The organism is Microbacterium psychrotolerans, from assembly GCF_031085295.1.
Taxonomy (GTDB): Bacteria; Actinomycetota; Actinomycetes; order Actinomycetales; family Microbacteriaceae; genus Microbacterium; species Microbacterium psychrotolerans.
Window position 1 is genome coordinate 281,277 of sequence record NZ_JAVFWO010000005.1, and the last position, 21,954, is coordinate 303,230.

24 protein-coding genes are annotated in these 21,954 nt (G+C 71.1%); 13 read left to right on the forward strand and 11 right to left on the reverse strand.

Annotated features, from left to right (window positions below):
- Positions 1-7: 7 nt before the first annotated feature.
- Positions 8-583: a DUF2510 domain-containing protein gene (locus Q9R08_RS17210; RefSeq protein WP_308869370.1), complete on the reverse strand. Its 576-nt coding sequence runs from the start codon at positions 581-583 to the stop codon at positions 8-10.
- Between the two features lie 75 nt (positions 584-658).
- Here Q9R08_RS17210 and Q9R08_RS17215 point away from each other — a divergent pair, with 75 nt between their 5' ends.
- Positions 659-1,060: a PPOX class F420-dependent oxidoreductase gene (locus tag Q9R08_RS17215; protein ID WP_308869371.1), complete on the forward strand. Its 402-nt coding sequence runs from the start codon at positions 659-661 to the stop codon at positions 1,058-1,060.
- A 46-nt stretch (positions 1,061-1,106) separates the two neighbouring features.
- Entirely contained in the window at positions 1,107-1,511 is a 405-nt protein-coding gene (locus tag Q9R08_RS17220; RefSeq protein WP_308869372.1) for a nitroreductase family deazaflavin-dependent oxidoreductase, read from the forward strand.
- An 84-nt stretch (positions 1,512-1,595) separates the two neighbouring features.
- On the opposite strand, the gene Q9R08_RS17225 is transcribed toward Q9R08_RS17220, so the two are convergent.
- Entirely contained in the window at positions 1,596-2,588 is a 993-nt protein-coding gene (locus Q9R08_RS17225) for an LLM class F420-dependent oxidoreductase (protein WP_308869373.1), read from the reverse strand.
- 222 nt (positions 2,589-2,810) lie between these two features.
- Between Q9R08_RS17225 and Q9R08_RS17230 the strand changes: the two genes are divergently transcribed.
- The 3 genes from Q9R08_RS17230 to Q9R08_RS17240 all read left to right on the forward strand — a co-directional run bounded on the left by Q9R08_RS17230 (position 2,811) and on the right by Q9R08_RS17240 (position 5,106).
- A complete protein-coding gene (locus Q9R08_RS17230; protein ID WP_418001371.1) occupies positions 2,811-3,419 on the forward strand; it encodes a dihydrofolate reductase family protein in 609 nt (202 codons plus the stop codon).
- A complete protein-coding gene (locus Q9R08_RS17235; RefSeq protein ID WP_308869375.1) occupies positions 3,416-4,504 on the forward strand; it encodes a DNA glycosylase AlkZ-like family protein in 1,089 nt (362 codons plus the stop codon). The genes Q9R08_RS17230 and Q9R08_RS17235 overlap by 4 nt, the downstream gene beginning before the upstream one ends.
- Positions 4,505-4,596: 92 nt before the next feature.
- Positions 4,597-5,106 carry a GNAT family N-acetyltransferase gene (locus tag Q9R08_RS17240; RefSeq protein WP_418001368.1) on the forward strand — a complete coding sequence of 170 codons (510 nt, stop codon included), beginning with the start codon at positions 4,597-4,599 and terminating at the stop codon, positions 5,104-5,106.
- Between the two features lie 76 nt (positions 5,107-5,182).
- Here Q9R08_RS17240 and Q9R08_RS17245 read toward each other — a convergent pair whose 3' ends face one another.
- The 3 genes from Q9R08_RS17245 to Q9R08_RS17255 all read right to left on the reverse strand — a co-directional run bounded on the left by Q9R08_RS17245 (position 5,183) and on the right by Q9R08_RS17255 (position 6,322).
- Positions 5,183-5,518 carry a cupin domain-containing protein gene (locus Q9R08_RS17245; protein ID WP_308869376.1) on the reverse strand — a complete coding sequence of 112 codons (336 nt, stop codon included), beginning with the start codon at positions 5,516-5,518 and terminating at the stop codon, positions 5,183-5,185.
- Between the two features lie 77 nt (positions 5,519-5,595).
- The gene (locus tag Q9R08_RS17250) at positions 5,596-5,919 is read right to left on the reverse strand and encodes a DUF7882 family protein (RefSeq protein ID WP_308869377.1); all 324 of its coding nucleotides are present in this window, start codon (positions 5,917-5,919) and stop codon (positions 5,596-5,598) included.
- Positions 5,920-6,034: 115 nt separating this feature from the next.
- On the reverse strand, positions 6,035-6,322 hold the full coding sequence (locus tag Q9R08_RS17255) for a helix-turn-helix transcriptional regulator (RefSeq protein WP_308869378.1): 288 nt from the start codon (positions 6,320-6,322) through the stop codon (positions 6,035-6,037).
- Between the two features lie 319 nt (positions 6,323-6,641).
- Between Q9R08_RS17255 and Q9R08_RS17260 the strand changes: the two genes are divergently transcribed.
- Positions 6,642-8,348 carry a Na+/H+ antiporter gene (locus Q9R08_RS17260; protein WP_308869380.1) on the forward strand — a complete coding sequence of 569 codons (1,707 nt, stop codon included), beginning with the start codon at positions 6,642-6,644 and terminating at the stop codon, positions 8,346-8,348.
- 43 nt (positions 8,349-8,391) lie between these two features.
- Here Q9R08_RS17260 and Q9R08_RS17265 read toward each other — a convergent pair whose 3' ends face one another.
- From Q9R08_RS17265 to Q9R08_RS17275, 3 genes are all read right to left on the reverse strand, one after another.
- Entirely contained in the window at positions 8,392-9,003 is a 612-nt protein-coding gene (locus Q9R08_RS17265) for a TetR/AcrR family transcriptional regulator (RefSeq protein ID WP_308869381.1), read from the reverse strand.
- Positions 9,004-9,087: 84 nt separating this feature from the next.
- Positions 9,088-9,444 carry an SPW repeat domain-containing protein gene (locus Q9R08_RS17270; protein WP_308869382.1) on the reverse strand — a complete coding sequence of 119 codons (357 nt, stop codon included), beginning with the start codon at positions 9,442-9,444 and terminating at the stop codon, positions 9,088-9,090.
- A gap of 118 nt (positions 9,445-9,562) precedes the next feature.
- Positions 9,563-10,591 (reverse strand): LLM class flavin-dependent oxidoreductase, encoded by a 1,029-nt coding sequence (locus Q9R08_RS17275; RefSeq protein ID WP_308869383.1) that lies wholly within the window; start codon positions 10,589-10,591, stop codon positions 9,563-9,565.
- A gap of 146 nt (positions 10,592-10,737) precedes the next feature.
- On the opposite strand from Q9R08_RS17275, the gene Q9R08_RS17280 reads away from it, so the two are divergent.
- Positions 10,738-11,043 (forward strand): monooxygenase, encoded by a 306-nt coding sequence (locus tag Q9R08_RS17280; RefSeq protein ID WP_308869384.1) that lies wholly within the window; start codon positions 10,738-10,740, stop codon positions 11,041-11,043.
- 25 nt (positions 11,044-11,068) lie between these two features.
- On the opposite strand, the gene Q9R08_RS17285 is transcribed toward Q9R08_RS17280, so the two are convergent.
- The gene (locus Q9R08_RS17285) at positions 11,069-13,828 is read right to left on the reverse strand and encodes a helix-turn-helix transcriptional regulator (RefSeq protein WP_308869385.1); all 2,760 of its coding nucleotides are present in this window, start codon (positions 13,826-13,828) and stop codon (positions 11,069-11,071) included.
- A 123-nt stretch (positions 13,829-13,951) separates the two neighbouring features.
- On the opposite strand from Q9R08_RS17285, the gene Q9R08_RS17290 reads away from it, so the two are divergent.
- From Q9R08_RS17290 to Q9R08_RS17300, 3 genes are read left to right on the forward strand one after another with little or no spacing between them, the layout of a single operon-like run.
- Positions 13,952-15,028: a class I SAM-dependent methyltransferase gene (locus tag Q9R08_RS17290; RefSeq protein ID WP_308869386.1), complete on the forward strand. Its 1,077-nt coding sequence runs from the start codon at positions 13,952-13,954 to the stop codon at positions 15,026-15,028.
- 31 nt (positions 15,029-15,059) lie between these two features.
- Positions 15,060-16,310, forward strand: coding sequence for a glycosyltransferase (locus Q9R08_RS17295; RefSeq protein ID WP_308869387.1), 1,251 nt, complete (start codon positions 15,060-15,062; stop codon positions 16,308-16,310).
- On the forward strand, positions 16,310-17,188 hold the full coding sequence (locus Q9R08_RS17300) for an alpha/beta fold hydrolase (protein ID WP_308869388.1): 879 nt from the start codon (positions 16,310-16,312) through the stop codon (positions 17,186-17,188). The genes Q9R08_RS17295 and Q9R08_RS17300 overlap by 1 nt, the downstream gene beginning before the upstream one ends.
- Before the next feature lie 11 nt (positions 17,189-17,199).
- Here Q9R08_RS17300 and Q9R08_RS17305 read toward each other — a convergent pair whose 3' ends face one another.
- Positions 17,200-17,661 (reverse strand): MarR family winged helix-turn-helix transcriptional regulator, encoded by a 462-nt coding sequence (locus Q9R08_RS17305; protein WP_308869390.1) that lies wholly within the window; start codon positions 17,659-17,661, stop codon positions 17,200-17,202.
- A gap of 128 nt (positions 17,662-17,789) precedes the next feature.
- Here Q9R08_RS17305 and Q9R08_RS17310 point away from each other — a divergent pair, with 128 nt between their 5' ends.
- The 3 genes from Q9R08_RS17310 (at position 17,790) to Q9R08_RS17320 (ending at position 21,142) form a co-directional block, all read left to right on the forward strand.
- The gene (locus Q9R08_RS17310) at positions 17,790-19,007 is read left to right on the forward strand and encodes an MFS transporter (RefSeq protein WP_308869391.1); all 1,218 of its coding nucleotides are present in this window, start codon (positions 17,790-17,792) and stop codon (positions 19,005-19,007) included.
- 114 nt (positions 19,008-19,121) lie between these two features.
- The gene (locus Q9R08_RS17315; protein WP_308869393.1) at positions 19,122-19,613 is read left to right on the forward strand and encodes a bifunctional nuclease family protein; all 492 of its coding nucleotides are present in this window, start codon (positions 19,122-19,124) and stop codon (positions 19,611-19,613) included.
- A gap of 134 nt (positions 19,614-19,747) precedes the next feature.
- Positions 19,748-21,142 (forward strand): FAD-binding oxidoreductase, encoded by a 1,395-nt coding sequence (locus Q9R08_RS17320; RefSeq protein WP_308869395.1) that lies wholly within the window; start codon positions 19,748-19,750, stop codon positions 21,140-21,142.
- Between the two features lie 30 nt (positions 21,143-21,172).
- Here Q9R08_RS17320 and Q9R08_RS17325 read toward each other — a convergent pair whose 3' ends face one another.
- Positions 21,173-21,886: an MBL fold metallo-hydrolase gene (locus tag Q9R08_RS17325; RefSeq protein WP_308869396.1), complete on the reverse strand. Its 714-nt coding sequence runs from the start codon at positions 21,884-21,886 to the stop codon at positions 21,173-21,175.
- Between the last annotated feature and the right edge of the window lie 68 nt (positions 21,887-21,954).

The following is a 21,954-nucleotide window of genomic DNA, read 5'->3' on the forward strand; positions in this document are numbered from 1 at the left end:
GCGGGACTCAGCGGTACCGGTAGTGCTGCGCGCTGGTGTTGACCCAGCCGACGAAGCGGCGTGCATCGGGGTCCTGGGCGGCGGCATAGGGCGCGACCCACACCTGGGCACCTGCGATCACCAGGTGCGGCGCCATCCGGCCGATCGCGCGGTTGATGCTGCGCGGGGTGATCGGCCCGGTGGGGCCGAACATGCGTCGCTCGACGGCCGCCCGCGTGAAGGCCGGGTGCCGCAGCAGCGCGTCTCCGGAGTCGACGGACGCCTCGACCTCGGCGACCGGCTGGCTGAGGTCGCCGAAGTGGATCCATCGCCCGTCGATGACGATGCCCGCGAAGTCCTGTTCCTGGCCGCTGTAGCGCACGTCGGCGGTCCACCGTCGCCCGTCCCACCACCGCGTGCGTCCGCGCTGGTCGTCGTACCAGCCGGGCAGTGCGGGGCCGGCGGCGGCGGGTCCGGCATCCGTCCGCAGTTCGATGTCGGGCGCGCGCAGGTCGATGTACTGCTCGGTCCAGTGAGTGCCGTCCCACCAGCGCTGCTTGCCCGAGCCGTCGTCGTACCACCCGGGTGCGGGTTGCGTCGCCATGCACCGAGGGTAGTTCGTGACACCGGAGGTCGGCGAGCGGCCTCTCCCGTCTGCCGGCCACGGCAGACTGGACGAATGCCTTCCGTCGACGACATCCTCCCCGCTGACCGACGCCATCTCCTCGAACTCCCGGTGTACGCGCACCTGGGAACGATCCGCCCCGACGACACCGTCCAGGTGAACCCGATGTGGTTCGAGTTCGACGGCGAGCGCGTGCGCTTCACCCACACGAACTACCGGCAGAAGTACCGCAACCTGCAGCACAACCCGTCGATGTCGCTGTCGATCCTCGACCCGGATCACCCGTTCCACTACCTGGAGGTCGCCGGCCGGCTCGTCGAGGTCGTCCCCGACCCCGAAGGCGCCTTCTACGTGCGGTTGCAGAACCGTTACGGCAACCCGAGCACCACGCCGCCCCGCGACAAGGCCGACCGGGTGATCCTCGTCATGTCGATCGAGCGCGCGACGAAGCAGTAGCCGCCCGGGGCTGGCAGCCGACCACCGCGCGGCGCATGCTGGAGCGATGAGCGACCCGCCCCGCAGGCCCGGCCCGCCACGACTCGCGGTACGGGTGACCGAGCCGGTCGCCCGCGCGCTGGCGGGCAAGCGATGGTTCCCGCTGTGGGCCGTGGTGCACCACCGCGGACGCCGCAGCGGCACCGCCTATGCGACCCCCGTCGCCGTGGTGCCGACCGCCGACCCCGACGCGATCCTCATCGGCCTGCCGTGGGGGGCCGACACGAACTGGGCGCGCAACGTCGTCGCGGCGGGCGGTGCGACCCTGCGGTGGCGAGGCGACGACGTGGCCGCCACCGCGCCGCGCATCGTGCCCGCCGCCGAGGCAGCCCGCTTGGCGAAGACTCCCTTCCGTGCCGTCGTGAGACGGATGCCGGCGGCCATCGTGCTGCGCCGGGCGCGGCCCGCGTGACCCTGTGCCGGGCGCGGCCCGCGTGACCCTGTGCCGAGCGCGGCCCGCGTGATTGTGCGAGCCGCGCCCTGTCCGGGGATCGGGTCAAGCGAACGCGCGCAGCCGCTCGAGCAGCGGCTCGGCGGCTTCGGCGAGGAACCGTTCCTGCTGCTCGTCGCCGATCTGCACGAGCGCGACGTCGGTGAAGCCGGCGTCGAGGTAGGGACGCACGCTCTCGGCGAGCTCGTCGAGATCCGGTCCGCACGGGATGGACGACGCGATGTCGTCCAGCCGCACGAAGCTGCTCGCGGCCTCGAAGCCGGCGGGCGTCGGCAGCTCCGCGTTGACCGGCCAGCCGCCGCCGAACCACCGGAACTGCTCGTGTGCGCGTTGGACGGCGGTGTCCTTGTCAGGATCCCACGAGATCGGGATCTGGCCGATCTTGCGGGACCCGCCGTCGGTGCCGGGTCCGGCATCCGTGCGGCGCGCATCGTCCCAGAGCTGCACCAGCTCGGGCTTCGGCTCCACGGCGATCATGTGGTCGGCCATCGGAGCGAACGATCCGATCGACTCCTCGCCCGACACGGCGACGCCGATCTCGACCCTCGTGTCGGGCACGTCCCAGATGCGCGCGGAGTCGACGCGGAAGTGCTCGCCCTGGTACGTCAGCAGCTCGCCCGAGTGCAGTTCTCGGATGATCTCGATGGCCTCGATCAGCCGATCCTGGCGGACGTCGACGTTCGGCCAGCCCTGCCCGACGACGTGCTCGTTCAGGTTCTCGCCGGATCCGAGCCCGAGGATGAACCGGCCCTCGCTGAGGATCTGCAGCGTGGCAGCCTTCTGCGCCACCACGGCGGGGTGATAGCGCATGGTCGGGCAGGTGACGTACGTCATCAGCTCGACGCGCGAGGTCGCCTGGGCCACGGCTCCCAGCACCGTCCAGGCGTACGGAGAGTGGCCCTGGCTCACGAGCCAGGGCGAGTAGTGGTCGCTGGACACCTCGAAGTCGAAGCCGGCGTCCTCCGCCGTCTGCGCGTAGCGCACCAGTTCTCGCGGGCCGCTCTGCTCGCCCATCAGCGTGTATCCGAATCGCACCATCGTCGCTCCTCCGCATCTGCGCCACGGGGCCACCGCGGATGGCGGCCGCCTTCGGCACGATACGAACGAACGGGCGAGGTCGCCCGGGGATTGCGACCCCGCGTTGCGGGTGCTAACGACGAGGTGGTCTCTCGTGCGCACCGCCGTCGCCGCGGGGGTTTCGGGCTGTCGGCGTCCGCGGCTAGCGTGGGGCCGCACGTGCCGCACACCCTGGAGGTCCGCATGTCAGCCGTCGTCGCCACGATGTCGATCACGCTCGACGGGTTCGGGTCCGGCATCCACCAGACCGAGGAACGGCCGTTCGGCGAGGTGCCCGAGAGCGCACTGCACCGGTGGATGGTCGAGACGCCCGACGAGAACCGCGCCGAGATCGACGCGATCGTCGATGCCGGCGCCTTCATCATGGGGCGCAACATGTACGGCCCTGTACGCGGGGAATGGGACCGCGACTGGCGGGGATGGTGGGGCCCGAACCCGCCGTACCACGCCCCGGTCTTCGTGCTCACGCACTATCCGCACGACCCGATCGAGATGGCCGGGGGAACGACCTTCCACTTCGTCACCGACGGCATCCACGCGGCGCTGGAGCGCGCACGAGACGCCGCCGGCGATCGAGACGTCCACGTCGCCGGCGGTCCGTCGACCACGAACGCCTACCTCGCGGCAGGGCTCATCGACGAACTGGCGCTGCAGATCTCGCCGAGCATCGTCGGGGGAGGGCTCCGGCTGTTCGAGGGGGTCGGGCCCCTGCGCCTCGAGCAGATCTCGGGGCGGCGGGCGTCGCTCGTCACGCACGTGCGATATCGCGTGCTCCCCGCGGAGACCGCGTGACGGCGCATCAGCTCACGCGGGACCAGGCTCGTCGCATCGTCGTGCGCGCGCAGCTGCTCGACGCGGACCGTCCCGGTGACGTCGTAGAGGTCGCCGAACAGCTCGGCTACATCAAGATCGATCCCACGGCGACGATCGCGCCCTGCGAGCACACGGTGCTGTGGTCGCGCATCGGCTGGTCGTACGAGCCGGGTCAGCTGCGCAAGGCGGTCGAGGACGACCGCCTGCTGTTCGAGTTCGACGGCGCCTTCCGGCCGATGAGCCTGCTGCCGCTGATGCTGCCTGGAATGCGCCGCTGGCCGCAACGCGAGAGCAGCAAGCAGTGGCTGGCGGCGAATGCGGGTTTCCGGGCCGACGTGCTCGCGCGACTGGGCGCGGAAGGTCCTCTGCTCGCGAGCGACATCCCCGACACCGCGCAGGTCAGCCGCGCGCCCGACGGCTGGTCGGGCACGAATCAGGTGCCCCACATGCTCGACTTCCTGTTGCGCCAGGGCGAGGTGGCCGTCACCGGGCGCGAGGGGCGTCATCGCCGCTGGGATCTCGCCGAGCGCGTCTACCCGCAGGACCTGCCGGAGTACGACGACGAGGAGGCCGCTACGCTGCTGGCCGCGCGGCGCCTGCAATCCGCGGGCATCGCGAAGCCGCACTGGTTCTGGACCGGTGTCGCGAAGGACAGCGGTGAGCCGGCGGTGGTCGAGGGCAGCTCCGTCACGTACCGCGTCGATCCCGAGGCGCTCGCCGCGCTCGAGGACGAGGACTCCGGCGGCCGCGTCGCATTCCTCAACCCGTACGACAGCATCCTGTTCGACCGCAGACGTCTCGAGGACCTGTTCGAGTTCACCTACGTGCTCGAGCAGTTCAAGCCGAAGGCGCAGCGCCGCTACGGCTTCTTCGCTCATCCGATCCTGATGGGCGACCGTTTCGTCGGGATGCTCGACGCCGAAGTCGACCGCGAACGCGAGGTGCTGAAGGTGACCGCCGTCCACGAGTTCCTCCCGTTCGAGCCTGAGGAGGCCGACATCGTGCGCGCCGAGATCGCCGACCTCGCCGAGTGGCTCGGCGTATCGGTGACCGGGCTTCCCTGAACGGGCGGATGCCGCGTACGCGGGTAAGCGCGTCGCACTCGCACAGCAGGACGAGGCGTGGAGATCATCGCGGTCTCGGTACGCTCGATCACGTGACTCCTCGTACGCTCGCCGGTGGCGCGATCCTTCGTGAGGCCCGGCGGGGTGACGAGGCCGGCATCCTCGCGTGCATCCAAGGGCTCGCGGTGTACGAACGCGAGCCCGATGCGGTCGAGAATACTGTCGACGCCCTCGAGGCGGCGCTGTTCGGCGACGAGCCGCGCGTCTTCGCCCACGTCGTCGAGCGGGACGGCGAGATCGTCGGCATCGCGATCTGGTTCGTCACGTACTCGACCTGGACCGGGCGGCACGGCGTCTGGCTCGAGGACCTCTTCGTCGATCACCGGCAGCGTGCGTTCGGCTACGGCAAGGCGCTGCTCGCGTCGCTGGCGGGCGTGTGCGTGGACCGCGGGTACTCGCGCTTCGAATGGACGGTTCTCGACTGGAACGAACCCGCGATCGGGTTCTACCGCTCGATCGGCGCCGAACCGATGGGCGAGTGGACGACGCAGCGCCTCACCGGCGAGGCCCTCGCCGCCCTCGCGGCAACGCTCGACGACTGACGGCGCCGGGCTGGCGCTCGACGCCTGACCCGCTCACGGGCACGCCCGACGGCGCGTCGGCTCGCGGAGGCCGCCGCTAGGGCACGCGGTTCGACACGGTCAGCAGCACGACCGAGTCCTCGAGCGCGGCGAGACTATGACGCTGCGGGGGAACGGTGAGGTGATCGCCGGACTCGCCTTCCCACGCATCGTCCGCCGCGATCAGGCGCACGCGGCCGCGGAGCACCTGGAGCGTCGCCTCGTGCGGGCTGTCGTGCTCGGAGAGCTCATGGCCGGCGAGCAGTGCGATGACGGTCTCCCGCAGGGCGTTCTCATGGCCGCCGCGGATGGTGCGTGCCGCGCGGCCGCTGGATGCCTCGCGCGCCTTCGCCATGAGGTCGTCGATCACGTCGGCCAGGTCCCTGCTGTCCATAGCATCGCCTCCATCGCCTCGGCTGGCGGGAGTCTACCGGTGCGGCTCGTGCCACTGACAGGGGTCCGCGGTGCGGCTCAGCCGAGCACCTCGGATCCGCCGTCGTCCGGCGGCTCCGGGACGACCTGCAGACCCACCGGCGAGTTGGCGGTGCGCATCAGCGCCTCGAGCCAGGTCCGGTTGATCTTCGCCGGGCGGCCGCCGTAGTAGGTGAACACCAGGCTCGCCGCGGCGTGCACCCAGACGGTCGTCCGTCCGCCGCCGGTGCTGACGTCGCCGTGCCACGTGAAGTAGAAGGGCTCGTTCCGGCGCAGCTTCGTGCCGATCGCGACCTGCAGGTGCGAGAGCGCGCGATCGTCGAACTCCGCGCGGATGCCGCCCTCGTAGATGAACTTGCCCACGTGCCTCCCTCGGCGAGCCGCATGCCCGCACGAAGAGACTCTGCGACAGCTCGCACGACCCCGGCACACCGTGGATCGTCCTGCGAAAGCGCGGCCCGCAAACGAAACGCCGGCGTCACCCGCCGCGCAGCGTCTGCCGCGGCGGCCTCCCGTATGCGTCGCGGTAATGCTTGGCGAACCGCGAGGCGCTTGCGAAGCCCCACCGTCGCGCGACCTCCGACACGCTCACGGGCGTCGCCTGCTGCAGTTCGGCGTGCGCCCCGGCCAGTCGTTCGCGTCGGAGATATTCCGTGGGCGTCTGGTCGAGGGCGCGACGGAAGGCGTACTGAAGCCCCCGCGGGGAGATGCCGGACGCCACGGCGACATCGTCGATGGTGATCGCCTCGTGCGCGTGCTGCTCCATGAAGGCGATCGCACGCCGGACGCTTCGCGGGGCGGCGCGTCGCTGGGACGAGCGTTCGAGGGCGTCGCCGAAAGCGGGGCGCGCACATCGGCGCGGGTGTGCCAGCGCGCGCTCGTCAGCCCGTCCAGCGCGAGCCACGGCGACCCCGCATTCAGGGGCACGTGCCGCAGTGTCCGGTCCGGACACTCTCACCCGCGGGCAGGGGAGGGTCAGAATGCCCGCGGCCGCTCGGCAGCGGTCGGCGGCGCCGCTCGCGACATCCGGGAATCCCGCCGCCCGCGGTGCGGTTGGATGATGATTGCACCGAAGGGAGCCCCGCATGAACGGACTCGAGGTCACTGTCCTGCTCGGAATCACCGTGCTCACCGGTGCGATCCTCGCGCCGAAGCTGCGAGTGGCCGTACCGCTGCTGCTCGTCGTCGCCGGCCTCGCTCTGGGTTTCATCCCCGAGGTGCGCGAGATCGCGCTGCCGCCCGAGACCGTGCTGCTGCTCTTCCTGCCTGTGCTGCTGTTCTGGGAGAGCATGACGACCTCGCTGCGGTCCATCCGCCGGGACTTCCGCGGCATCTTCCTCATGAGCACGGCGCTCGTCGTCGCCAGCGCTTTCGCCGTCGCCGGCGTCGCCTACGCCCTCGGGCTGCCCTGGAACGCCGCGCTCATCCTCGGCGCCGCGGTCGCCCCGACCGACGCGACCGCAGTGGCCGCGCTCGGGCGCATGCTGCCGCGACGCAACTTCATGAACCTCAAGGCCGAGAGCCTCACCAACGACGGGACCGCGCTCGTGATCTACGGCGTCGCCGTCGGTGTCGCCGCCGGCGGCCAGTACACCCCGCTCGACGTCACGGGCCTGGTGGTGCTGTCGTACGTGGGCGGGGCCGCGGCGGGTGTCGTCGTCGCGGGTCTCGCGTACCTCGTCATGCGGCGGGTCCGGAACACGCTCAACCTCAACATCGCCCTGCTGCTCGTGCCGTTCACCGCGTTCCTGCTCGCCGAGCTCGTCCACGCCTCCGGTGTGCTCGCGGTGGTCGTGGCGGGACTCATCGTCGCGTACATCACGCCCCGGATCAGCACGGCCGCGTCGCGGCGCCAGGCGGCGTGGACGTGGCCGCTCGGCTCCTTCCTCCTCAACGGCTCGCTGTTCGTGCTCATCGGCTTCGAGGTGCAGGCCGTCGCGCACGAGATCCCCGGGCGCGAGATCGGCTGGCTGGTCGTCGTCACGCTGGCGTCGTGGCTGGTGCTGCTCGTCGCGCGGTTCGTCTTCCAGACGACGTCGGTCATGATCATCCGCATTCTGGACCGCCGGCCGTCTCAGCGACTGCGACGCACCACGTATCGTGCACGGATCGTCAGCGCGGTGGCCGGCTTCCGCGGCGCGGTCTCGCTCGCGATCGCGCTGTCGGTGCCGCTCACGACGACCGCGGGCGACCCGATGCCGGGACGCGACGAGATCATCTTCGTCACGGCGGGCATCATCCTGCTGACCCTCCTCGTGCAGGGACCGATCCTGCCGGCTGTCGTGCGGTGGGCGCGCCTGCCCGACGACACGGCGATGCAGCGGGAGCTCGAACTCGCCGAGCGCGCGATCACCGGCGCGGCCCTCACCGCGATGAAGGATCTCGCCCACGACCACGGTGTCAGCGAGGAGACCCGCGACCGCCTCACGCGCGACTACTACGACTACCTCGAGCGCAACAACGAGCGCGTGCAAGCCCGCGAGCAGGCCGAGGTCGACCGTCGGATCGCCGATCTCGACAAGATGATCGGGACGACGGATGCCGAGGCCGAGGGCGAGGCCGAGACAGCCGCCACCGCCACTGCGGTGCTCGATCCGCCCGCCCCGCTGCCGTCGCCGCGCGAACGAGACGAGGAGTACTCGCGCCTGCGGATCGCTCTGCTGGACCGCAAGCGCGAGGTGCTGTACCGGCTGCGCCGCGAGGGTGCCGTGGACGATGCCGTGGTGACGCAGATCCAGACCAGGCTGGACGTGGAGGAGCTGCGCATCACCGGCATCGAGGTGCTCGACTGATTGCCGCCGTCGGCGAGTCTTCGGCGGCGTGAGGGGCGGCAGCTCAGGCCGCAGGCTCGCGCAGGCCGGCTGAGATGAGATCGGCGAGTGCGGGCAGGTCAGCCGCATCGGCAGGACCGGCGAGCTCGTCGCCCGCCGCTGCCGGCGCGAGCTCGTCTGCGGAGTGGGCGGGGAGCGTCGGGGTCGTGATGATCGCCACCCAGGCTTCCGCCGCGATCCGCACGCGCCGTGCGGCGATCGGATGCAGGATGCTCGCGCCGAGCACGCGCTCGACGATCGCCTGCAGCTGGCTGCGGTAGTCGCGGAGCCTCGCGCGCACCTCGGGGTGCGTCCGGTGCTCGCGCCACACGATGACGCGGCGCACCGCCGACTCGCTCTGCAGTTCGCGGAGCCTCCCCGTGACGTTGAGCAGCGACTGCGCGGGATCGCCCTCGGCGATCAGCCCTGAAGTGTCGATGGGATCGAGGTCGAGCCGTTCGCCCATCAGCGCACGCAGCAGATCGGTCTTGCTGGGGAAGTAGTAGAAGAGCAGTCCCTTGGGCACGCCGGCCAGGTCGGCGATCGCGCCCGTCGGGGTGGCGTCGAAGCCGCGCTCGGCGAAGAGGCGTTCGGCCGCGTCCAGGATGAGGATCCGGCTCTCCCGGGTTCGGGTCATCTCGGGTCCTCCGGAAAGGCGCGGGGGCAGCCGGCGGTCACCGGCGCCCCCGTCTCGACGGCGCACGTCAGTGGGAAGGGCACCTCAGTGCGGGAGGGAACGGTCGTGCATGTGCATGGCCGGTCGGATGGCGAGTGCCGCGACGATCACCGCGACCGCCCCGCCGATCCAGCAGATCCAGGCGGCCGTGGAGTCCATGCGGGCGAAACCGCCCAGCCACGGAGCGACGAACAGCACCGCACCGAGCGCGAGCTGCACGTACTCCATCGCGACCATGCCGGGCATCGCGAGGTTGATGACACCGGCGACGATCAGCAGGACGCCGACGATCAGCATCCACGGCATGGAGGCGCCCATCGGCGGTATGAACAGCGCCGCCACTGCGGCGACGAGGCCCACGACCACGGCGACCCAGTCCTCCCAACGAGTCCACTTGTTCATCGGAATCTCCTCCTTCGGAGACGGTGATGGCTCCCGATCGGGGGTCGATTCCACGGTATTCCTGACTGACCGACCGGTCAAGATCCCTGACGCAGCGGCATCCGGGCCCCGCGAGGTCTCAGACGCGGGCCGGCTGCCAGCCGAGCTCGGGGGCGACGTGCTTCGCGAACGACTCGATCATGCGCAGGTTGAACTCCACACCCAGCTGGCTCGGGATGGTGAGCATGAGGGTGTCGGCCGCGGCGATGGCAGCGTCCTCCTTGAGCTGCTCCACGAGCTCGTCCGGCTCGCCGGCATAGGTCTTGCCGAACGTGGAGCGGATGCCGTCGATGACGCCGATCTGGTCGCCGTCCTGGCGTCCGCCGAAGTACATGCGCTCCTCCGCGGTGGTGATCGGGAAGATCGAGCGACTCACCGACACCCGCGGTTCGCCCTGATGGCCCGCGTCCCGCCACGCGGCGCGGAAGCCGTCGATCTGCTCCGCCTGGAGGATGTCGAACGGCCGTCCGTCCGCGGAGGTGAGCAGCGTCGACGACATCAGGTTCACGCCCGTGCGGCCCGCCCACTCGGCGGAGTCGCGGTTGCCGGCGCCCCACCACACGCGCGAGCGCAGCCCGGGGGAGTGCGGCTCGATCCGCTGCAGCCCGGTGCCCCCGCCGAACGGCGACGAGGCGTCGCGCTCCGCGAGGCCTTCACCCTCGATCGCGCGCAGGAAGAGATCGAAGTGCTCCCGCGCGATGTCGGCGCCGCGGGGATCGTCCGATCCGGTGTACCCGAAGGCCTCGTAGCCGCGCACGACGGTCTCGGGTGAGCCGCGGCTGACGCCGAGCGCGAGCCGGCCGTCCGAGATCAGGTCGACGGCGGCGGCTTCCTCGGCGAGGTAGAGCGGATTCTCGTACCGCATGTCGATCACGCCGGTGCCGACCTCGATGCTCCGGGTGCGCGCCGCAATGGCCGCGAGCAGGGGCATCGGCGACGCCTGTTGCCGTGCGAAGTGGTGGACGCGGAAGTACGCGCCGTTCACACCCAGATCGTCCATGCCCTGGGCGAGGTCGATCGCCTGCAGCATCGAGTCGGCGGCGGTGAGCTGCCGCCCGCCGCCCAGCGGGCCGTAGTGTCCGAACGAGAGGGTGCCGAATCGTTGCATGTCGACTGCAACGGTACGCGCGCAGCATCCATTCCGGTGAATGCAGTTCCTCATGCCTCGCCATGTCACGAGGCGTCACGTCGGAAGAGTTGTCGGCGCCTCGTGGTTGCCTGAACCCCAGAACCGGAAAGACGGAAGGACGAAGCATGGCACATCTCCTGGTGTTCGAGTTCCCCTCGGCAGGGCCGTTCGGCGCTGAGGCGGTCGCGGCGTTCGGCGAGCTCGCCCGCGACATCGCGGGTGAGAAGGGCCTGGTGTTCAAGGTGTGGACCGAGGATGCCGAGACGGGCATCGCCGGCGGCGCGTACCTCTTCGAGACGAAGGAGGACGCCGATCGCTACCTCGCGTTCCACAGCGAGCGGCTGAGCGGTGTCGGCGTGACCGATATCGACGCGAGAAGCTACGGCGTCAACGAAGGTCTCTCGGCGATCACCGGCATTCCGCCACGCTGAGCGGCGCGCCCATGGACGCGTCGGGTCACTCCCGATGCACCTCAGCGAGCGCCTGCGTCAGCTCGGCGCGTGAGCCGATCCCGAGCTTCGTGTATGCCTTGCGCAAGTGGTATTCGACGGTCTTCGGGCTGAGGAACAGCGCGGCCGCGGCCTCACGGGTCGTGCGGCCCTCCGCGAGCAGCAGGCTGACCTGGAGTTCCTGCGGCGTGAGGTCCTCGACCGCGTTCCCCGCGGTGGGACGGACGTGTTCGCCGGTCGCGGTGAGCTCGGCCGCCGCGCGGGTGCGCCACACAGATGCGCCGAGCTCGGCGAAGTCCTCGCATGCCGCGCGCAACTGCACCCGCGCGTCGATCCGTCGTCCCGTCCTGCGGAGGCGCTCGCCGTAAGCAAGACGGGTGCGGGCCACCTCGAACCGGTCGAGCGTCTGCTCATGCCAGCCGAGCGCCGACTCGAACCAGGCGTCGGAGTCGGCGTCCGCATCGGCGATCCCCATCGCGCGCTCGCCGCGGGCACAAGCCCACGGCTGCCCCTTCACCGACGCTCGGGCGCGGTACTCGGCGGCGATCGCCGACGCCGCTCTTCGGCGTCCCACGCGCACCAGCGCGTCGCAGTACTCGGGCCCGGGGGAGAGGTCGACATCGTCCAGCCCGAGGCGTCCGAGCAGGGCGATCAGCTCCGCGAAGAGGTCCGCCGCCAGGTCGGGTCGACCCAGCGAGAGCTCGAGATCGCCGAGGGCGTGGCCCACCCAGGCCTCGCCCACATGGATGTCGCGGGCGGCGCATTGCGCGCGCGCCTCCTCGCCGTGCGTGCGACACGCGTCGGCCTTCCCGGCGCGGGAATCGAGTCGTGTCAAGCCCGCGAGCGACATCGCCCGCTCGGTGGTCTGCCCCGTGTCGGTCGCGAGACGGATGGCCTCGGTGAAGTTCGCCTCTGCGCGGGCCCACGACGCCGCCGTCGTGGCCTGATCGACCGCGACATGGAAGAGCAGGGCGGGCAGCGCGCCGATCCCGGCGGCGCCCCGCACCTCGTCCACGAGCGCGCGCAGTCGCACTCCGCTGCTGGCGTCGCGCAGATACAGCGGCGCGAGCATCAGCCACGAGAGGCGGCGGGGGTCCCGTCCCAGTTCTGGATCGCTCTCGAGAAGCGGAACGGCAGCGCGGATCTCGTCTGCGCCGCCCCGCCCGGCGAGTGTCTTCGCCATTCCCGACGCCATGAGCCCGAGCGCCCGCGCCCGCGTCGTGCGCACATCGGGCCGCAGGTCGGCGATCCGGTCGGCGAGAGTCGAGGCGGTCCGTGCGTCGCCGAGGTAGTACGTGGCGTGCACGGCGTCCGCCAATGCGACGGTCGCGGCGTCCGCCGACGTCGCGTGGTCGGCGGCACGCAGCAGGATGTCGAGGGCCTGCCGCAGCGAGCCGGTGCGGGCGGCGACCGACGCGCGCAGCTCGGTCTCGCGGATGCCGTCGATGGGGGCGCTTCCGGCCGCGTTCGGAGGGGCATCGCGTGCGCGCCCGTCGAGCAGTGCGACCGCGCGCTCGCCGTCGCCCGCCTCCCATGCGGCATCAGCGGCCTTCAGCAGGCGCGCCGACCGCGCGTCCGCGTCGGGTGTCAGCCGCGCCGCGCGCTCGAACGCACCCGACGCCACCGAGTAGGCGGCGCGCGAGACGGCGTGGTCGCCGGCCACCGACAGCAGGTCGGCGATCGCCGCGTCGGGGCGCGAAGTCGCCTCCGAGAGGTGCCATGCCCTGCGGTCGACGTCTCCCGACGGTGCCGCGTCGGCGGCGGCGCGGTGCGCGGCCCGGCGCGCGTGCGCGGACGCCCCCGAGTACACGGCGGCGCGCAGGAGCGGATGGCGGAATGCGATGCGCCCATCGCGCACGGCGATCAGACCGAGGTCGTCCGCCGCGTCGAGCTCCGCCACATCCACGCCGTACGCCTCGCACGCGTCGGCGACGAAACGGAGGTCGGCGCCGCACACCGCGGCCACGAGCAGTGCGGCACGGCAGCCGGCATCCAATCTGGCGAGCCGTCTGCCGAACGCGTCGATCACCGCCCGAGGCACCCGCAGGGGCATTCCGGTCTCGATGCTCTCGACCACATCGAGGTCGGCGGCGCGCAGCTCCAGCATCGCGAGTGGATTGCCGTCGGTGGCGCGGTGGAGCAGGCGCACCTGCTCGTCGGACACGTCGCCGGGAGCGTGGTGGAGGATCGTGCGGGCGGCCTCGAGATCCACCCCGTTCAACGCGAGCGACGGCAGGTCGGCGACGAGATCGTCCCCGTCCGGACTCCGCACCCCGAACAGAATCACCACCGGGTCGGCGGCGAGTCGCCGCGCGGCGAAGACGAGCGCATTCGCGGACGGCTCGTCGGCGAGGTGCAGATCGTCGACCACGACAGCGACCGGTCCGTCCTCGGCGTACCGGCAGACCAGGCTCAGCACGGCCGCGCCGATCGTGAACCGGTCACGCCCATCGGCCGGGCCCGAGGCGCCGGGGAGGGCGAGCGCCGCGGCCATGGCGTCGGCCTGCATCGGCGGGATGCCGTCGAGCGCGCCCAGCGCCGGCCGCAGCAGCTGCAGCAGCGTGGCGAACGGGATCTCGCGCTCCGACTCCAGACCGGTGCCCCGCAGCACGCGCGTCCCGTCGAGGCGCGAGACGGCGTCCTCGAGGAGCGCGGTCTTGCCGACGCCGGCTTCTCCGCGCACGGCGAGCACGCCGCTCGTCCCCAGGCGCGCTGCAGCCCCGAGCCGATCGATCGCCTGCTGCTCGGCCTGTCGACCCACCAGCATGGCCCGAGTCTACGACCGCGTCCGCGACTAGGGGGGTCCCCGGATGCGGTGCCGAGGGGCGGCTGCCTACCTTCGAGGCATCCGCGGATCTCCGCCGCGGAGCACCGACCGAAGGAGCCGCTGATGTCTCTCACCGTCCCACCCACGCAGATCGACACCGACAAGCTGATGAACTTCGTCTTCCGCGCCGTCGACGAAGTCGGCGCGACCCTCAACGCCGCACTCGTCGTGATGGGCGACAAGCTCGGCTACTACCGGGACCTCGCCGACCACGGTCCGAGCACGCCGGCGCAGCTCGCCGAGCGCACGCAGACGGCCGAGCCATACGCACGTGAGTGGCTGAACGCCCAGGCCGCCGGCGGCTACGTCACGTACGACCCGGCGAGCAAGCGCTACACGCTGCCCGCCGAACACGCGGTCGCGATGACCGACCCCGACAGCGCGGCCTTCCTTCCCGGGTTCTTCCAGATCGCACTCGGAACCGTCCACGACACGCAGCACATCGTCGAGGCCGCGCGCAGCGGCGCCGGCTACGGCTGGCACCAGCACGGTGCAGACGTCCACGTGGGCTGCGAGCGGTTCTTCCGTCCGAGCTATCACGCCAACCTCGTGGACTCGTGGATCCCCGCGCTCGACGGAGTGAAGGACAAGCTCGAGAGCGGCGCGCTCGTCGCCGACGTCGGTTGCGGGCACGGGGCGTCCACGATCCTCCTCGCGCAGGCGTTCCCGAACTCGACGTTCGTCGGCTCGGACTACCACGCCGAGTCGATCGAGGTCGCCCGCGCCCGGGCTGCGGAGGCGGGTGTGGAGAACGTGCGCTTCGAAGTCGCCTCGGCACAGGAACTCGGCGGCCGGGGGTATGACCTCGTCACGATGTTCGACTGCCTGCACGACATGGGCGATCCGGTCGGGGCCGCGCGCCGGGTGCGCGACGCGATCGCCGACGATGGCACGTGGATGATCGTCGAGCCCATGGCCGGCGACCACGTCGAAGACAACCTGAACCCGGTCGGCCGCGCCTACTACGGCTTCTCGACGCTGCTGTGCACGCCGTCCTCGCTCTCGCAGGACGTGGGACTGGCGCTCGGCACGCAGGCCGGACCCGCGCGGATCCGCGACGTCACCTCGGCGGCCGGGTTCACGGGGTTCCGCACCGTCGCCGAGACGCCGTTCAACCGGGTCATCGAAGCGCGACCCTGACGGCGCGCGGCGAGAGGAGCAGACTGGGGGGATGGCCGCCATGGGCAACCGCCATACCTGGGTCCGGGCGCAGCGCCGCCCGCGGAGGGCGCTGTTCCTCTCGTCGCCGATCGGCCTGGGCCATGCGCGGCGCGACGTCGCGATCGCACAGGAGCTGCGCCGGCTGCATCCCGACCTGCAGATCGACTGGCTGGCGCAGCATCCGGTGACCCGCGTGCTCGCGGATGCCGGGGAACCTGTGCACCCGGCATCCGCCTTCCTGGCCAACGAATCGGCGCACATCGAGGACGAGTCCGCCGACCACGATCTGCACGCCTTCCAGGCGATCCGGCGGATGGACGAGATCCTGGTGAACAACTTCATGGTCTTCAACGACGTGGTCGACGAGACGTACTACGACCTCGTGATCGGCGACGAGGCGTGGGACGTCGACTACTTCCTCCACGAGAATCCCGAGCTCAAGCGGTTCGCTTTCGCCTGGATGACCGACTTCGTGGGGTGGCTGCCGATGCCGAGCGGTGGGGATGCCGAGGCCGCGCTCACCGCGGACTACAACGCCGAGATGCTCGAGCAGCGGACGCGATACCGCCGTCTGCGCGACAGGTCGATCTTCGTGGGCGTCCCCGACGACGTGGTGGACGCGTCCTTCGGGCCGGGATTGCCGGGCATCCGCGAGTGGACCGAGGCCCATTACGACTTCGCGGGCTACGTCACCGGGTTCACGCCGCCGAGCGACGAGGAGCGAGCCCGGGTGCGGACGCGACTCGGGTACGCGCCCGACGACGTGCTCTGCATCGTGACCGTCGGCGGCTCCGGCGTCGGCGACGCCCTCCTGCATCGGGTGATGGATGCCGTGCCCCTCGCGCGTCGGATGCTGCCGGCGCTGCGGTTCCTCGTGGTGACCGGCCCGCGGATCGATCCGTCGTCGTTGCCGCGGAGACAGGGCGCGAAGGTGCGCGGCTTCGTGCCGGACCTGTACCTCACGCTCGCCGCCTGCGACGTCGCCGTCGTGCAGGGCGGCCTCACGACGTGCATGGAACTCACCGCGGCCGGCCGCCCGTTTCTGTACGTGCCGCTCGAGAACCACTTCGAGCAGAACTTCCACGTGCGTCACCGGCTGGCCCGCTACGGTGCCGGACGCTGTGTGCCGTACGTCCAGGCGTGCGACCCCGAGACGCTCGCGGAGGCCCTCGTGGCGGAGGTGGCGCGCGAAGTGCGTTACCGGCCGGTGGAGACCGACGGTGCCGCGAGGGCCGCGGCGATGCTGGCGGAGCTGATCTGATGCGCGCGCTGCAGCCGACGACGACCGGCGTCGTGGACCGCGAGGGTATCGCGGTGCACTACGAGGTGTATGGCGTCGGTTCCCCGACGGTGTACCTGCTCATGCCCGACGTCATTGTCCACAGTCGGGCATGGAAGGCGCAGATCCCCTTCCTGGCGCGGTATTTCCGTGTGGTGGTCAGCGACCCGCCGGGGAACGGGCTGAGCGGCACGCCGGTGTCGGCCGATCAGATGGACGATCCGGTGCTGATCGCTGGGCAGTGGGGGGTGCTGGATGCCATCGGGGCCGAGCAGGCGGTGCTCGTCGGGGTGTGCACCGGCGCCGGGCACTCCTTGATCATGGCCGGGCAGCGACCCGACCGGGTGCTCGGCGCGTGTGCGATCAACCCTGGCCTGCGGCTGACCGAGCCACTGCCGCATCGGGTGGCCTTCCCCTACGACGAGCCGCGCGACGGGTATGAGGGCTGGCAGAAGCAGAACCGCCACTACTGGAAGCAGGACTGGGCCGACTGGTCGGAGTTCTTCTTCGGGCAGATGTTCCCCGAGCCGCATTCGACGAAGCAGGTGGAGGACTGCGTCGACTGGTCGATGGGGTCGGGGGCCGACATGCTGATCCTGGAGTACTCGTCGACCTACCTCGCCGCCGACATCGCGTCATCCCGGGCGATCTGCGAGGCGGTCCGCTGCCCCGTGCTGGTGATCACGGGTTCGCGCGACATGTGCCAGAACCCGCTGCGCGGTCCGATCGCCGCCGATCTGACCGGGGGCGACCTCGTCGTCATCGACGGCGGCGGGCACTTGCCTCAGGCGCGCGATCCGGTCAAGGTCAACCTGCTGCTGCGAGACTTCATCCGGCGCGTCGCGCCTCGGGCCGCGTAAGCCGCTGACGGCTACGGCGCGGAGGAGGTGGCGGGCGTCAGTGCGGCGAGAACTTCCACCACGGGGGCGAGTTCGGGCTGCTGGGCCGCTTCTGCGAGCACTCGTGCGAGCGTCTCGTCGTGGATGGGGTGCGCACGCTCGTAGAGCTCGCGCCCTGCCGGGGTGAGCTCGGTGTAGATTCCGCGCCGGTCATCGGCGCACAGGACGCGGGCGATGAGTGCCCGGTCCTCGAGGCGGTTCACCAGGCGCGTCGTCGCACTGGCGCTGAGGGCGGTGGCGCGTGCGAGCTGCTGCATCCGCATATGCCAGCCGTCCTGGCGGCTCAGCGCGTCGAGCACGGTGTACTCGACCACCGAGAGGTCGACGGATGCTGCGAGCGCGCGCTCGAGCTCGGCGTCGATGAGCCCGTGCAGGGCGGCGAGCGTGCGCCAGCCCTGGGCGCGCACCTCGACCGCGTCGTCGGCGATGCCCATGAGTCCTCCTCGTCGATCGATGCAGTTGCATGGTTGTTTGCCCACATAGTGCGCGTGTGCAACTATTTATCCCGCACCTGCAATATCCCGCGTGTGCAACTATCGCCCAGTGTAACAGGAGAACCCTCATGCCTCTCGGCCTCATCGCGCTCGCCATGGGCGCCTTCGGCATCGGACTCACCGAGTTCGTCATCATGGGGCTGCTGCCCCAAGTCGCGCGCGACTTCGCCGTCACCGAGCCGGCCGCCGGGTGGCTCATCTCCGGTTACGCCCTCGGCGTGGTCGTAGGAGCCCTGGGGCTCACCGCGGCCACCATCAGGCTGCCGCGCAAGCCCGTCCTGCTCGGCCTGGTGGTGTTGTTCATCGCCGGCAATGTCCTGACCGCACTCGCGCCCGACTACGGCATCGCGATGACCGGCCGCGTTCTGGCCGCTCTCGCACACGGCGCCTTCTTCGGCATCGGGTCGGTCGTCGCAGCGAGTCTCGTCGCACCGGAGAAGCGCGCCGGAGCGATCGCGATCATGTTCACCGGTCTGACCGCCGCCAACGTGCTCGGCGTCCCGTTCGGCACATTCCTCGGGCAGCAGTTCGGGTGGCGCTCGACCTTCTGGGTCATCGCCGGCATCGGCGTCCTCGCGCTCGTGGGCATCGCCGCACTCGTGCCCGCCGCGAAGGACGCGCCCGAGGCCATCAGCCTCCGCCGCGAACTGCGCGCGTTCCGCTCGATCCAGGTGTGGCTCTCGCTCGCGGTGACGGTGCTGTCGTTCGGCGGCATGTTCGGCGCGTTCACCTACATCACGTACACGCTCACCGAGGTGAGCGGATTCGCCGCGGGCGCCGTGCCGTGGCTGCTCGTGCTGTTCGGCGCCGGCCTCGTCGCCGGCAACTGGCTGGGGGGACGGCTGGCCGACCGCCGCCTCGACCTTTCGCTGATCGCGTTCATCGCCGCCCTGGTCGTGGTGCTGATGACCTTCGCGCTCCTCGCCGGGTCGCAGGTCGCCACGATCGTCGCGCTCGTGCTGATGGGGGCGCTCGGCTTCGGCACGGTTCCAGGTCTCCAGAGTCGCGTCATGCACTACGCCGATGGCGCCCCCACTCTTGCATCGGGCGCGAACATCGGCGCGTTCAACATCGGCAACGCGCTCGGCGCGTGGGCGGGCGGGGTCGGGATCAGCGCGGGGCTCGGCTACACGGCGCCGGTCTGGATCGGCGCGGCCATCTCGGGTGCAGGCCTGGTCGTGATGGGTCTGGCGGCCGTGGCGGCCCACCGGGCCGGCACCGCCGTACGTGCGCCGCGGGGGGCGGCGCCCGCGACGACGAGCACCGTCCCGGTACCCGTCGTGTGAGGCAACCCGCGTGCTCCGGCGTGCGCACCCCCCTGTCCCGGGTGCGCACGCCGTGCCTACGATGGCCGGAAGGAAGATGAGGCAGTGGGATGCCGCGGCGAGAGGAGGCGCGTCATGGTTCAGGTTCGTGTGGCGGGCGTCGCCCTCGACGCCTCGGGGCAGCACGTGCTGCTGCTCAAGCCGGTGGATCAGATCCCCGGCGACGGACTCGTCCTGCCGATCTGGATCGGGCAGCTCGAGGCGACCTCGATCCTGGTCGCGGTCGAGAACGCCGAGGTGCCCCGCCCGCTCGCGCACGATCTGATGGGCCTGATGCTCGCCGCGCTCGATGCGTCGGCGACGCGGGTGGAGGTCACCCGCATCGAGGACGGCACCTTCTTCGCCGAGATCACGATCTCCACCCCGCTCGGTGATCGCATCGTCGATGCCCGGCCGTCGGATGCCATCGCGCTCGCCTCGCGTGTGGCGGCGCCGATGTGGGTCGCGGACGACGTCTTGGCCGAGGCCGGTGTTCCCGACGTGCTCACCGAGACCGACGCGTCGGAGCGTCTCGACGAGTTCAAGCGCTTCCTCGACGAGGTCGAGCCCGAGGACTTCGACGGCTGAGGACTTCCGCGGTCCCATGTATCTGGGAGCCCGGGGTCTGCTCATTGGTGGGGTGGCCCGCGGCGGACGCGGGCGCGCTGACGGAGTCGTGCTGACGCTCCGTGGCGCACGCTCCATCGAAAGGCATCCTCTCCATGTCCCTCAACGACCTGGCCATCGACGTCCCCCGTGCCGCGATCCGCGCCGCCGCCGGCGAACTGCGCACCGCGCTCGGCGCTCGCGTGCTGTTCCCGGGTGACGCCGGCTTCGACGCCGCGCGGACTCCGTGGAATGTCGCCGTGGCGCAGCATCCGTTCGCCGTCGCCCTTCCCGAATCGGCCGACGACGTCGTCGACGTCGTGCGTGCCGCGACCCTGTCCGGGCTCCGTGTGGCGCCGCAGTCGACCGGTCATGCGGCCGGGGCGCTGGCCGATACGGATCTCTCGCACACCGTGCTCGTCTCACTGAAGGGCGTCCGCGGCGTCGCGATCGACCCCGAGGCCCGCACGGCGCGCGTGCTCGGCGGCTCGCTCTGGAACGATGTGCTCGAGGCGGCCGCGCCTCACGAGCTCACCGCGCTGCACGGCAGCGCCGGCGACGTGTCGGTCGTCGGATACATGCTCAGCGGTGGACTGTCGTTCTACGCCCGCGCGCACGGCCTTGCCGTCAATGCGGTGCGCGCCATCGAGGTCGTGACGGCCGACGGCACGCTGGTCCGGGCGAACGAGGACGAGCACCCCGACCTGTTCTGGGCGCTGCGCGGCGGCTCCGGATCGTTCGGCGTCGTCGTCGCCATCGAGATCGACCTGCTGCCCGTCGCCGATGTCTTCGCCGGCATGCTGCTGTGGGACGCCGCGCGCGCCGCTGAGGTCTCGCACACGTGGGCGCAGTGGACGCGCTCCGCACCGGAGACCGCCACCACGGCACTGCGGATCATGAACTTCCCGCCGCTGCCGCAGCTTCCGCCCTTCCTGTCGGGACGGTCGGTGGTCGTGATCGACGGGGCGATCGACGAGACGGATGCCGCGGCATCCGCTCTGCTCGCGCCGCTGCGCGCGCTGCGGCCCGAGATCGACACGTTCGCCCGCATCCCCGCGCCCGCGCTCGTCGGCGTCCACATGGACCCGCCGGAGCCGACCCCGTCGCTGACGTGGCACGCGATCCTCGACTCGTTCCCGGCGGAGGCCGTGGACGCGTTCGTCGGCGCGGGCGGGACTCCGGGGATCTTCGTGCAGGAGATGCGGCATCTCGGCGGTGCCGTGAACCGGCGCCCGGCCGGGGGCGGCGCGATCGCGTCGCTCGACGGCCACTACCTGGTGCACTCGATCGCGATGGTGCCCGAGCCCGACGCGGGCCCCGCCGCCACGGCGGCCGTTCGCGCCGGGGTCGCCGCTCTCGCGCCGTGGCACGCCGACGCACTCGCGCTGACCTTCATCGACGCGCCGGGTGCCGACCGTGCCCTCGCCTTCGGGCCGGCGTGGGCCCGCCTGCGTCAGCTCAAGCTCGCGTACGACCCGGCCAACCTGTTCGCGGCGGCGCGCCCGATCTGATCCGATCGGGTCGTCACGGAGCGGGGCGGCTCAGGCCGCTCCGCGCCGGACGGCGGCGGCGACGTCCGCCGGGGAACCCTGCCAGGGCGCGCCGTGCCCGGGAAGAACCCACGATGCCGAGATGCTCGCAAGGCGATCGAGCGAGGCCGAGGCCTCATCAGGGTCATCCGTGAAGGGCGCCGGCTGCATGCCCTCGTGACCGGTGAGCACGTGGCGCGTCGTGAGTGCGTCGCCCACGAACACCGCATCTACGAAGGGCACGTGCACCGCGACGCTGCCGGGAGAGTGGCCGGGCATTCCGACGATGACCGGCGAGCCCGGCAGGTCGAGCACGTCGCCGTCATGCACCTCGACCACCTCCGACACATACGTCGTCGGAAGGGCGCGCTTGCGCAGCGCGTAGGCGAAGAAGCCCACCGTCGGGCCGAGCTTCATCGGCCCGGCAGCGACCTTCGGCTTCTCGCCGGTGCGGGCGCGCTCGGCATCCGCCTCGTGCACGTAGACGGGTACGCCGTGGTCGCGGCGCAGGCGCTCGGCGAACCCGATGTGGTCGCTGTCGCCATGGGTGAGGATGATGCCCTTCACGTCGGCGAGTGTCAGGCCCAGCGTGTCGAGCTCGCGCGCGAGATCCTTCCAGTGGCCGGGGAGGCCCGCATCGATGACGGTGACGCCATCGTCGGTGATCACGAGGTAGGCGGCGACGATGTCGTTGCCGATGCGGTGCAGGTGGGGAGCGAGCTTCATGGCGCATCCTTCGGGGGAGGGACGTGGGGTTGGCATAGCTACGATACGTAGCTATGATGGCTAATGTC